Annotated in this window: 9 protein-coding genes; 6 read left to right on the top strand and 3 right to left on the bottom strand. The window is 63.2% G+C overall.

All coding sequences use genetic code 11. The features are described from left to right. Positions 1–18 precede the first annotated feature (18 nt). From ABIA90_RS23115 to ABIA90_RS23100, 4 genes are all read left to right on the top strand, one after another. Positions 19–1,776: a type I secretion system permease/ATPase gene (locus ABIA90_RS23115; protein WP_354119293.1), complete on the top strand. Its 1,758-nt coding sequence runs from the start codon at positions 19–21 to the stop codon at positions 1,774–1,776. Then, the gene (locus tag ABIA90_RS23110; RefSeq protein WP_354119294.1) at positions 1,773–4,337 is read left to right on the top strand and encodes a calcium-binding protein; all 2,565 of its coding nucleotides are present in this window, start codon (positions 1,773–1,775) and stop codon (positions 4,335–4,337) included. The genes ABIA90_RS23115 and ABIA90_RS23110 overlap by 4 nt, the downstream gene beginning before the upstream one ends. A gap of 9 nt (positions 4,338–4,346) precedes the next feature. Next, complete coding sequence (locus ABIA90_RS23105) at positions 4,347–5,702, top strand: HlyD family type I secretion periplasmic adaptor subunit (protein WP_063981735.1); 1,356 nt, start codon at positions 4,347–4,349, stop codon at positions 5,700–5,702. A 316-nt stretch (positions 5,703–6,018) separates the two neighbouring features. Then, positions 6,019–6,681 (top strand): LuxR C-terminal-related transcriptional regulator, encoded by a 663-nt coding sequence (locus ABIA90_RS23100; protein WP_063981736.1) that lies wholly within the window; start codon positions 6,019–6,021, stop codon positions 6,679–6,681. On the opposite strand, the gene ABIA90_RS23095 is transcribed toward ABIA90_RS23100, so the two are convergent. Next, positions 6,576–7,169 (bottom strand): molybdopterin cofactor-binding domain-containing protein, encoded by a 594-nt coding sequence (locus tag ABIA90_RS23095; RefSeq protein ID WP_354119549.1) that lies wholly within the window; start codon positions 7,167–7,169, stop codon positions 6,576–6,578. The two genes, ABIA90_RS23100 and ABIA90_RS23095, sit on opposite strands and share 106 nt — an antisense overlap. A gap of 664 nt (positions 7,170–7,833) precedes the next feature. Further along, complete coding sequence (locus ABIA90_RS23090; RefSeq protein ID WP_354119295.1) at positions 7,834–9,636, bottom strand: NAD(P)/FAD-dependent oxidoreductase; 1,803 nt, start codon at positions 9,634–9,636, stop codon at positions 7,834–7,836. Between the two features lie 375 nt (positions 9,637–10,011). On the opposite strand from ABIA90_RS23090, the gene ABIA90_RS23085 reads away from it, so the two are divergent. Further along, on the top strand, positions 10,012–10,389 hold the full coding sequence (locus ABIA90_RS23085; protein ID WP_166102969.1) for a hypothetical protein: 378 nt from the start codon (positions 10,012–10,014) through the stop codon (positions 10,387–10,389). A 552-nt stretch (positions 10,390–10,941) separates the two neighbouring features. Here the strand turns inward: ABIA90_RS23085 and ABIA90_RS23080 are convergent. Next, on the bottom strand, positions 10,942–11,229 hold the full coding sequence (locus tag ABIA90_RS23080) for a PilZ domain-containing protein (RefSeq protein WP_354119550.1): 288 nt from the start codon (positions 11,227–11,229) through the stop codon (positions 10,942–10,944). Between the two features lie 191 nt (positions 11,230–11,420). Between ABIA90_RS23080 and ABIA90_RS23075 the strand changes: the two genes are divergently transcribed. Beyond that, positions 11,421–11,636, top strand: coding sequence for a hypothetical protein (locus ABIA90_RS23075; protein ID WP_071909883.1), 216 nt, complete (start codon positions 11,421–11,423; stop codon positions 11,634–11,636). The last annotated feature ends 671 nt before the right edge of the window (positions 11,637–12,307 follow it).

The raw sequence follows: 12,307 nt of genomic DNA, 5'->3' as shown, positions 1-12,307 counted from the left end.
CTGAGGGCATCCAAACAAATGGCTAAACCGAAAGAGCTCACACCCGCGAAGCGCCGGCGCCTGGCCGAGCTGACAAGGGGCTTCCGCAGCATCGTCCTGTTTCTGTTCGTGGTCTCCGGCATGATCAACGTGCTGGCGCTCACCGGCTCCGTCTACATGATGCAGATCTACGACCGCGCGCTGACCAGCGGCAGCATCCCCACCCTGGTGATGCTCTCGGTGCTCGCGATCGGGCTCTATCTATTCCAGGGTGCCTTCGACGTCGTCCGCTCCCAGGTGCTGGTGCGGGTTGGCGCCCGGATCGACCGCAAGATCGCGCCGCTGGCGCATCGCGTCGCCATCGACATGCCGCGTTTCGGCTTCTCCACCTCCGAAGCGCTGGAGCGCGGGCGGGACGTCGACACCGTCCGTGGCTTCCTCGGCAGCCAGGGCCCCTCGGCGTTGTTCGACCTGCCCTGGATGCCGATCTATCTGGCCTTCATCTACTTCCTTCATCCGATGCTCGGCGCGTTGACATTCGCGGGCGCGCTCGTCCTCGTCGTGCTCACCGTGGTCAGCGAAGTCATGACCCGCCGTCTCATCGTGTCCACGCGCAAGGCGGCGACGGAACGCAACGGCATCGCCGACTGCAACGCGCGCAACGCCGAGGTGCTCAAGGCGATGGGCTTCGCAGGCCGCGCCGTCGGCCGCTTCAACGAGGCCAATGCCGAGCATCTCGATCTGCAGACGAAGGCCAACGACATCACCGGCGGGTTCGCCGCGGTTTCGCGTGTGCTACGCATGGTGCTGCAGTCGGCCCTGTTGGGGCTCGGCGCCTACCTCACCATCAAGGGTGAGCTTTCGGCTGGCGCCATCATCGCGGTCTCGGTCGCCTCGGCGCGCGCGCTGGCCCCCGTCGATCTCGCGATCGGCAACTGGAAGGCCTTCATCGCCGCGCGGATGGCCTACCAACGGCTGCGCGAGACCGTCATCGCGCTCGCCTCCGCCGACGAGCCGATGCGGCTGCCCGATCCGACCGCCCGTCTCTCCGTCGAGAAGATCACCGTGGCGGTCCCCGGGACCGGACAGGTGGTGCTGAGCGAAGTCGCCTTCAAGCTCGAGGCCGGCCAGGCGCTTGGCATCATCGGCCCCAGCGCCGGCGGCAAGACCACGCTGGTGCGCGCGCTGACCGGCATCTGGCCGGCGCTGCGCGGCAGCGTGCGGCTCGACGGCGCCGACCTGACCCAGTGGCGCGAGGACGACCTCGGCAGGCACATCGGCTATCTCCCCCAGGAGGTCGCGCTGATGGACACCACCATGGAGGAGAACATCTGTCGCCTCGAGCGCCAGCCCGACTCCCGCAAGGTGATCGCGGCCGCCAAGGCGGCCGGCGTCCACGAGATGATCGTCAGGCTGCCGGAGGGCTATCGCACCAGGTTGGGGCCGCAGGGCTGCGCGCTTTCCGCAGGTCAACGCCAGCGCATCGCGCTGGCGCGCGCGCTTTACGGCAATCCCTTCATGGTGGTGATGGACGAGCCCAACTCCAATCTCGACGGCGAGGGTGAGGCGGCGCTCACCGCGGCGATCGAGGGCATCCGCGCTCGCGGCGGCGTCGCCATCGTGATCGCGCACCGCCCGAGCGCGCTGGTGGCGGTCGATCTCGTCGCCATCGTCCAGGCCGGCCGCATGGTCGCCTTCGGCAAGAAGCAGGACATCATGACTCCTGTCCTGCAGCCTTCCGCGCTAACCCCGGCCGGCACGATTCCCGTGGAAGCCCAAATGCGGAGGCCTGCATGATCAACGTCCAGGCCACCCGCAAGTCCACCGTCGAGACTGCCCCCGGCCGCGAGGACTACGAAGAGAAGCAGGATCGCAGCCGCCGCTTCGTGCCGCTGATCTTCTTGCTCATCGTCGGATCCTGCACAGCCTACCTCAAGAGCTTCCTGCCAATGAAGCTGGGGGCCAGCGAGGACCGTGAAAAGGTCCGCGGCTCGGGTGAGGAGGAGAACCTGAAGGAGGACGCGCTCGCGGCGGCCGAGGAGCCCGCGGAGGAGCAGCCTGAGCCGCCCCGGTCGTCGGGCTGGACCGAGGAGGGCAGGATCGTCGCGCACGCCGAGGAGGAGCGCGCCGTAGGCGGCGGTGCGACCGATTTCAGCGCCCAGGCGCGCACCGACAAGCCCGAGCTGAACAACAAGGGGTCCGGCGCGAGTCCGAAGGTCGCCAACGACAACCACCGGCCTCGCCAGGAGGACTCCGGCTCCGGTGGTGGCAGTGGCGGTGGCGGAGGAGGTGGCGGCGGAGGAGGTGGCGGCGGCGACAGACCGCGCGCCCCGCCGGCGCCGGATCACCGCAACCGCGCGCCCCGCGTCTCCGGCGCGGTGCATCTTCCCGACGTGGTGGCCTGCCACGGTCTGGCGATATCGATGGCGGCGCTGCTGGCCGGCGCCACCGATCCGGACGGCGACAATCTGACCGTGGTCGGCATCTTCTCCTCCTCCGGCTCCCTGGTCCGCACCGAGGATGGCTGGGAATTCGATCGCGCGCCGAACATGCTCGGCGAGGTCAAGCTGACCTACGCGATCAGCGACGGCTCCCACATCGTCATGCAGACAGCCTACTTCAATGTGGTTGAGGCGCCGCCCATCGTCGGGACCGAGAGCGACGACATCCTGCTCGGCACACAGTGCGCCGAAACCATCGCGGGACTCGGCGGAGACGACAACATCGACGCCAGAGGCGGCAACGACCGGATCTCGGGTGGCGCCGGCGACGACCATATTTTGGCGGGCGCGGGCCACGACGTGGTCTATGCGGGCGACGGCAACGACACCGTGTTCGCGGGCACGGGCAACGACGTGGTGTTCGGCGGCACCGGCGACGACCGTCTGTGGGGCGACGAAGGCGACGACACCCTGCTGGGTGAGGAGGGAGACGACCACCTCGACGGCGGCGCGGGCCGCGACATTTTGCTGGCGGGAGCCGGCGACGACACCCTTGAGGGCGGTGACGGCCACGACCATCTCGACGGCGGCGAGGGCGCCGACCGGATGTCCGGCGGGAGCGGCAACGACATCATCGCCGACGGCGGCGGAAACGACGTCGCCACCGGCGGCGCGGGCAACGATATCGTAATGGCGGCCGCCGATGCCGCGGACGACGGCTTCGCCGGCGGCGCCGGCGTAGACACGCTGGACTATTCATCGGCTACGCGTTCGATCAGGGTGGATCTGGGCTCGGGTACCGCCTCCGGCACTGACATCGGCAACGACGCGATCGCGGAGTTCGAGATCGTCATCGGCGGCGCGGGCGACGATACCCTCACGGCCGCTGGATCGGCTTCGGCCTCGATCGACGGCGGCGGCGGAAACGACGTCGTGGCCGGGGGCGCCGGCGACGACACGCTGACCGGCGGGACTGGCAACGACACGATCTCGGACGGCGGCGGATCTGATACGGTCGCCGGCGAGGCCGGAAACGATCTGGTTCTCGCTGGGGCCGATGCCGCGGACGACAGCCTCGACGGCGGTGCCGGGACCGACACCCTCGACTATTCCTCGGCCATCAAGAAGATCGCCGTGAATCTCGCCTCGGGCCGAGCCTTCGGTGAGGATATCGGAGAGGACGCGATCGCAGAGTTCGAGATTGTCGTCGGCGGCGCGGGCGACGACGTCATGACGGGGAGTGCGGGAGCCGACACTCTCGCCGGCGGGGCCGGCAACGACATCATCGCCGACGGCGGCGGAGCCGACAAGGTGGACGGCGGCAGCGGCGACGACGTCGTGCTGGCGTCGGCCGACGGCACCGACGACGCCTATGATGGCAATTCGGGTCAGGACACCCTCGACTATTCGGCGACCACCGTCACCGTCACGATCGATCTGCGCAGCGGCACCGCCGTGGGACGTGAGATCGGCAAGGACCTGATCGATGGCTTCGAGGTGATCATCGCGGGCTCCGGTGACGACGTGATCATCGCCGGCAGCGGCGCGGTGGTCCTGACCGGCGGCGCCGGCGATGACTGCTTTCAGTTCCAGCGCGGTGATGACGGCGCTCAGCAGCAGGACGTGGTCAAGAAGATCACCGACTTCACAATCGGCGACAAGATCGTGGCCGCGACCTATCAGATTACGATCAAGGAAGGCTGCGACGCCGAGGAGCAAGTCGCTGACCTGTTTGAACAGATCTACCTCGACGAGAACCACGGCGGCCACAATCGCCAAGTGCGCTTCCGCTTCGAGGAACTCGCCGAGGGCAAGTACACCGCCATCGACGTCGATTACGGCAACGACGACGCAGACGGCATGACGATCGAAGTCGCCGGTCACCACCATCTGCAATTCTCGTCGATTCATTCCTGAGGTGAAGCCATGAAGCATGTCGCTGCATCTGAATTCGCCCGCTTGGAGCATCCGGCTATCGACGCGCCCCGCGAACGGCCGTTGCGGCTGTGGCCGCGCATCGTCGCCGGCCTCGTGCTGAGCGCGCTACTGGTCGCCGGTTGCGGCGGCTGGGCCGCCTGGGCGATGTTGGAGGGCGCGGTGGTCGCCGCCGGAACGGTCAAGGTCGACCAGAACCTCAAGGAGGTGCAGCACCGCGACGGCGGCATCGTCAAGACACTGTCGGTGCGCCAGGGCGACCAGGTTCGCGAAGGCCAGGTGCTGGCGACCCTCGATGACGTCCAGATCAAGGCCGAGCATCTGATCGTGCGCGCGCAGCTGGTCGAGGCGCTCGGGCGCCGCGCCCGCCTGGTGGCCGAACGCGACAACCTGACGTCCGTCGAGTTTCCCGGCGACATGCACGCGTTATTCCCTTCGACCGCCGGATCGGTGATCCACGGCGAGGCCCGTCTGTTCGCCGGCAACAAGACCGCGCGCGACAGCCAGAAGGAACAGCTCGAGCTCAGCATCGCCCAAACCGGCGAGGAGATCAGGGGCATGGCGGCCCGCCTCGCCGCCAAGGAGGAGGAAGGTAAGCTCGTCGGTGCCGAGCGCGAGAAGCTGCAGTCGCTCTTCGAGCGCAAGATCGTCGAGTACCAGCGCGTTTATACCTCCCAGCGCGACTACGCCCGCATCATGGGCGAGCAGGGCGAGATCCAGGCGAGCATCGCGCGCGCCAAGGTGAGGACCAGCGAGATCCGCGTGCAGATCATCGCCGTGGACCAGAACGCCTCGACCGAGGCCCAGAAGGACCTGCGCACAGTGGAGGCGCGCATCGCCGAGCTTCAGGAGCGCAAGCTCGCCGTCGAGGACCGGCTGTCGCGCACCGAGATACGTTCCCCGGCGTCCGGCTACATCAACGAACTGTTTGCCTACACGGTGGGCGGCGTCATCACCCCGGCGGCCAAGATCGCCACCGTGGTGCCGGAGAACGCCGACCTCAAGTTCGAGATTCGCATCTCGCCGGCCGACATCGACCAGGTGAGGGTTGGACAGCCGGCGCGCATCCGCCTCTCCGCCTTCAACCGCGCCACCACGCCGGAGCTGAAGGGCAAGGTCGCGATGGTGTCGCCGGCCTCGGCCCGGGATCCGTCCAACGGCCAGGAGCACTACATCGCCCACGTCCGCCTGCTTCCGGCCGAGGCGGACCTGATCCAGCACAAGGGACTGAAGCTCGTTCCCGGCATGCCGGCGGAGGTCTTCGTCTCGACCCAGGAGCGCACCGCGGCCTCCTATCTGGCCAAGCCCGTCATCGACCAGATGACACGCGCCTTTCGGGAGCGCTGAGGCATGACGAATTTCCCCGCCGACACACCGAGGAAGGCATCGACGCCGAGGTGGCCGCCGGGGTTCCTTACGTTAACCTTTCAGCGAAGGGGAGCGTCGGGAGCCGCGAACCGGCGACATTCGGCGGGGTTTCGGAGGCCTTCCGGCCCAGCACCGCAGCCCGGGCATCTTGCCACACCTCCGGAATATCCAAGGACGGATTCCACGAATTGGTATTTTCTTTCGGGCTCGGGGATTTTTCTTTCCTCGTGAATGCCTTGGAACCGTCGTTCTCCACCGGCGGAAGTTTTAATGATGGCTCTTTTGGGTGGGTTTGATGAGCGATATTACGATCGCGATTGTCGAGGACCAGCCTTTGATGATGACGGCCCTCACGACCTTTCTTTCGGCGTCGACCGATTTCAAGATCGTCGCCTTCGGCGTCACCGCCGCCGACATGATCCGGCTGGCCCGTTTCCATGTCCCCAGGCTGATGATTCTGAGCCCCTCCGTCCCCGACGAGACCTACGACGCCATCCGCACGATCCGCAACGTCCTGCCTGCGATCAAGATCGTCGCCTACACCTCCCAGCACGGCGTCGACCATGCCGTCCGGGCGCTCGACGCCGGCGCTCACGGCTACGTCCTCAAGCGCTCCTCGGCCGACGAGTTGATGGCCGCCGTCCGGGCCGTGCTGAAGGATGAGACCTATATTACCCAGGGCTTTGCGGTCCGGGTGATCGACGCGCTCCGCAACACCGACGTCCGCCACCGCGTCGCCGAGGCCATCAAGCTCAGTCAGCGCGAGGGGCAGATTGTCCGGCTGCTGCTGCGTGGCATGACGAACAAGGAAATCGCCGCGACGCTTCGCATCACCGAGAAGACGGTCAAGCACTACATGACCGAGCTGATGCAGAAGATGCAAGCCAGGAACAGGGTCGAGGTCATCATCGCCGCCCAGAGGATGTCCGAGTACCGACTCCAGTCGCTCGACGCCTGAAACAGGAAAAGGATTCGCGCTGCCCGCTCCGGCCGGTTTAGTCCTTCGCCAATGGGTTGCACCCGGCGGCTCCGACCATTCGTATCGATCGGCAGGCTGCGCACACGCTTGCCTGTTGCGGCGAAGATCGCATTGGTCACTGCAGCACTGACAATGGCCGTCGGAGCTTCACCAACGCCACCCGGAGCCTCCGCGTTCTTGATCAAGTGTGTCTCCACCACCGGTGCCTCGTCGATACGCATCGGCAGATAGTTGTCAAAATTGCTCTGCTCGACCCGACCATCTTTGAACGTGATCGAGCCATGAAGTGCGGCCGTCAGCCCGAAAAGCGTTCCTCCTTGAACTTGGGCTTCGATCGTATCGGGATTAACGTACATTCCGCAGTCAAGCGCACAGACGATCCGCTTAACTTTGACGGAGCCATCGGCCGCTACTTCGACCTCGGCGACCTGCGACGTGTAACTTCCGTATGCGAATTGTACTGAAATTCCGCGGCCATGCCCCGCGGGAAGGGGTGATGCCCACCCCGCTTTTTCCGCCGCAAGCTGATACCTTCGTTAGCGCCTCCTCGAGCCGACCTAGCTGTTCTTCATATCGCTTGAGAATAGTTGGATGCAGCGCGACCTCTTTTGCGGCCGGCGGTTCACTCCGCAACTCTTCAGATATTCGCTCGCGTTCGGCGCCGAGGGCGGTCGATCGCGGACCGAGAATGGATGGATCGCCGCGCCCTTTTGCGATCGCATCCACCAGTCGTTCGATTTCTCGATTCAACTGTCTAAGCTGTTATTCGAGGCGCTGCCTTTTTCCATTCGATGTGATTGCGAGGCGCTTTCGCTCTTCGAGATAAGTACGCACGTACTCCGCAATAACTTTCGGCGCGCTCAATTCAGCCCGCAAACTACTGAGAACTGCGCTCTCAACCGTGTCTAAATAGAAGGGCCAATTCCACTGGCGAGGGGAATTCTCTCAGAACCGGTGACCTCCCTGTCACCAGCTTCGATGACACCCGGAGAGTGCGAAGGAACTTGGCCTAACCATTCCCGAGCCCTTTCAGCTGCGCGCTGACAAGGCGGCCATTGCGCTGGCGAGTGCGGAGACCCGGAAATGGCATGGGGCTCGCAATCCGCGAGCCCCGCTGTGCGCTCGGCAATTTCAGGCCTTGTGATGGACAGTCTGCAGGCCGTAGACCGGCGTCGGGATGCTCTCGTAGCGTGCCTTCAACTGCAGGGAAAGGAATTGCGAGTAATGTCGCGACTGATGCAGATTGCCGCCGTGGAACCATAGGCCTTCCTGCTGCGTCGGCTTCCACATGTTGCGCTGCTCACCTTCCCATGGGCCGGGGTCCTTTGTCGTACTCGAGCCGAGGCCCCAGACCTTGCCGACTTTGTCGGCCATTTCCGGACTCACGAGATCGGCAACAAAGCCGTTCATCGAGCTATAGCCGGTGGCATAGACGATCACGTCCGCCGGAAATTCCTTGCCGTTGTCGAGCCTGACGCCGTTGGGCGTGATTTCCTCGACCTGTCCAGCGAACAGTTTGATTTTGCCGTCAATGATAAGTTGTGAGGCGCCGACGTCGATGTAATAGCCCGAGCCGCGGCGCAGATATTTCATGAATAGCCCGGAATCGTCGTCACCGAAGTCGAGCCTGAACCCGGCCTTCTCCAGCCCGGCATAGAAAGCGGCGTCATCCTGGCGGATCTTGTCGTAGACCGGCTTCTGAAACTGATTCAAGATCCGGTAGGGCAGTGAAGCGAAGATCAGATCGGCCTTTGCGGTCGTCATTCCGCCGCGGACGGCGCGTTCGGAATAAAGATCGCCGATACTCTCCATCAGCGAATCCGAGCGCACAATGTGCGTCGTTGAACGCTGCACCATCGTTACGTCGACGCCGGCCTCGTACAGCGCAGCGCAGATGTCATGGGCCGAATTGTTCGAGCCGATCACCGCCACCTTCTTGTTCTTGCCTTTGTAGCCGCCGGAGCCGGGATGGCGTGAGGAATGGTGTTGCTCGCCCTTGAACGTTTCCATGCCTTTGATTTTCGGCATGTTCGGCTTGGCCGACATGCCGGTCGCGAACACAAGCTGCCTGGGCCGCAGAGTAATCTCCTTGCCATCGCGTTCGACGATGACGGTCCATTCCTTCTTGGTGTCGTCCCAACTGGCGCGTTTGGCCGTGGTGTTCGACCAGTAGTTCAGCTCCATGACCTTGGTGTACATTTCCAGCCAATCGCCGATTTTGTCCTTGGGCGAGAACACAGGCCAGTTCTTGGGGAAATCGATGTAGGGCAAGTGATCGTACCAGACGGGGTCGTGCAGGCAGAGCGACTTGTAGCGGTTGCGCCAGGAATCGCCGGCGCGTGCGTTCTTTTCGACGATGATCGTCGGCACACCGAGTTGGCGCAGCCGGGCCCCGAGCGCAATGCCTCCCTGTCCGCCGCCGATGACAAGCACGTAGGGCTGGCTCTTGAAACCAAGTTGCTCGACTTCTTCGTCACGCAGTTCCTTCCAGGTCTTGGCGCCGGGATTGACGCCATGCCTGGCGCCGAGCGGTCGGCTGAAGCCAGCCTTTTCCTCATGGGCCTTCAGTTCGGCCATGGTTGTCAAGAGCGTCCAGATATGACCGTTCTGCAGGCGGATGAGTCCATATCCGCGCGCGACCTCGGTCTCGAACGTGATCCAAGATTCGGTCACGCCGCCGGCCTCGGTTGGCGTTTCGCCCTCGGCGATTTTCCAGTTGCGCGGCTTCACATGCGCGAGGCAATGCGCGAGCATGTCGCGGACCTGATCGCGGCCTTCCATGGTCTTGATGTTCCAGGTGAAGGTAACGAGGTCGCGCCAGTAGCATTCCGGAGCGAACATTCCTACGGCGGTGTCGAGATCGCCCGCCGCAAGCGCGGCTTCAAACTTGTCGAGGAAAACCTGGACGCGCGCGCTAAGCGTGGTGTCGAGCATCACTTCCTCCCGGGTGTTGTTTGCAATTTTTCTACGCAGGCAGCGTAACCTTACCCCAACCATCGCGGGAATCCAGACTCGCGCGGCAGGGTTCCCGGTCGGCTTCAGCGCCTCTCAGCGCTCGCCTGCAACAACGCCGCTTCGCCCACCGACGATGGGGTAGACTAAGAGCTCTATTTGCTGCGGTGCATGCGTCCGGAATTTGGCCCGCAGGCTCCTGTAACGGAGGGGCGGAGCATGTCCGCTCTACCCCGGACAGCTCACGACCGCCATGATTCGGCGGACTGCAACCCGATGCCCAGTCCCCCACTGAAATCAACGAAACTACTGCTCACCGATTCGCGCTAAGCTGCGGCATGATCCGGGAGATCAACGATGCGATTGTCTAGCCTTGCCACTCTGGCGCTTGTCGCGGGAGCTTCCAGCCCAACTTATGTTTCTATCGTCCTGGCGGCTTCGGAATGTTCCAGATCAATGGAATTGGCGGATTGGGGCGAGAACTCGACCGGCGACATCAGCGTCGCGTCTGGGGACAGTTGCATCTTCCCGATCACGTTGCGCGGCGCGGCGAGTAGCTCGGAAATCTCGCAAAAGCCAGCACACGGCAAACTGAAGAAGCTCGACGTTGCGACTTACGAGTACAGGACGAAGGCGAGATACAAAGGAAGTGACACCTTTGCCATCAAAGCAACCGGCAAGGGGCCGAAGGCTTCTGGCACATCGGTCATCACAGTACACGCGACGATCAAGTAGGCGGGTCGAGCATTGGCGTGACGCCGAGTTGATGCGCGTCGCGTGAGGGCAGGGAGCAACAAGCGTGCCTCAACCCGTCCGAGACGCTCCCAGAACAGCACCCGGTGGCGGATCGTGATCAGGGCCTGGTTGAGAACGTAAGCCAACAGCATCGGCGGAAGTGATTTGAAGGCAGGATCCGGAGTGGCCTCAATGCGATTGCGGTCTCGCGTGGGGATGCTCCATCCGCAACTCCGCGAGCTGCTTAAGCGGGTTGGGCCCAGACGCAAACTTGGTTTTGCCGGTATTGCAGCTAAGCTGCTCTCCGCTATGCCCAGAAAGACCCAGCCTCGGAGAGTTGGTTTTCGTTTAGCCAGAGGAGTGCCTGACGAAGACTCAATGGGACCAGTCGCTCCCTACCAAGAGGCGGTGGGGCTCCATCTGTTAGATAGAGCATAAAGCCGTCTTTGCTTCGGAAAAGTGCTTCTTTTGCCTCACAACATTCAAGGGACTCGACGTCAAGAGTAGGCAAGCTGCGCTGGACGATCAGCTCCATGTTTTGCAGCACGGCGCTCACGACGCAGACTTTCTCTTATCGTGGATGAAATGCACGCCAGCGGCTGGTCCATCCAACCAGACCAACTGACGGCGACGAAATGCGAGGCCCGTTGACGATAGAACTAGGAAGAACTCTCGCGAGGTTAGGACGTCAGTCGAGCCCTCAACCTCTAGCTTTGCCCCCGTTGCCGAAATGTCGTTGAGAACGCAGACTCGGCTCCAAGTGCCATCCACAGCCATCAAGTTGACGGCGTGCTGATGGGCAAATTGAACACGGTCCGATTTTCTTCGACCAAAGGCCATGCGCGGCAAAAAAATAGAAGTATGAAATATCTGACGTAGAGCGTGTGCCCCAATGATTAACAAGAGTTAGCGATTCGCGCTTTGTAGCTCGACTAATCGCTAGCGAAAATTGGCGAACTTCAGTGAGACAGTGCGCGCCGCCAAAAACGGTAGGAGCCATCGCATCCTCTGGCGGAGCCAGGAGGCGAACGATGCGATCAGTTATTGCCATTGTTGTAACGGTGGGGGCGTCCTCGCCTGTGCTCGCCCTGACGCAGGGGGAGATTGAGGCCAAGCTACGTGCCGCGGGCTATTCGCAGATTCAGGAGGTCCCGAGCGGCAAGATCAAGACCTACCGAGCAATCAAGGAGGGTACGGAGCGGTCGCTCATCGTCGACAGCACCGGCCACATCAAGGAGCTTCGGTAGCGCTCTCGCTGGGTGGCCAGTGTTCGGTCAGGGACGCTGCCGAATACTCGCGCCAGGCGGCCCGCCTACCGTTTGTATCGGTTCACCTGCCGCACGGTCCAGCGGCGGGTGTGGCCTAGCGAGGCCTACCGTTCCGGGAGGTGCGTCGTTGCTGGCCGTACGAGTATCGAGGCGCTCTGACGTGATTGCCGATCCAATGGCGATGGCCAGAGCGATAGCAGATAGGAGTAAAGCTGCTCGATTCGGGTCCATCATTAGACCTCCGCGAAACGGCTCCATAGTGCCGGGATAACGCCGGTCTGGTGATTTGGTTCTTAGGTTCGCCCACAAAGGTATCCGATCAACACTCGCGCAACTACACGTTGGTCGGATAGCGAGGCACAGCGATAACAATTGATCGAAAGTCGGAAGCGGTTTTGTGGGTCGACCGCGCAACAGTGTTGCACCGATTTGGAGTTCAGCGATGAGAAACGTACCGCATCCAACAATCACGACCCGTCGCTCGCTGCGTCTTTCGACCGCCGCCCTTCTCGTTACGACGGCTGACGCGCCCGCGGACGGTCATCTTCGGAGAGCGGGGAATATTCGAGGGAGTACATCGCCGTTACGAGGCCATCGCGCGCCTTCTCGCCCCACTGATCAACCGTAGGGCCGAGGAGATCGATCCGTCT

Source organism: Bradyrhizobium sp. LA6.8 (assembly GCF_040547935.1).
GTDB classification, from domain to species: domain Bacteria; phylum Pseudomonadota; class Alphaproteobacteria; order Rhizobiales; family Xanthobacteraceae; genus Bradyrhizobium; species Bradyrhizobium barranii.
Note: the sequence above shows the minus strand (reverse complement) of the source record. Positions and strands in the feature narration are given on the sequence as shown.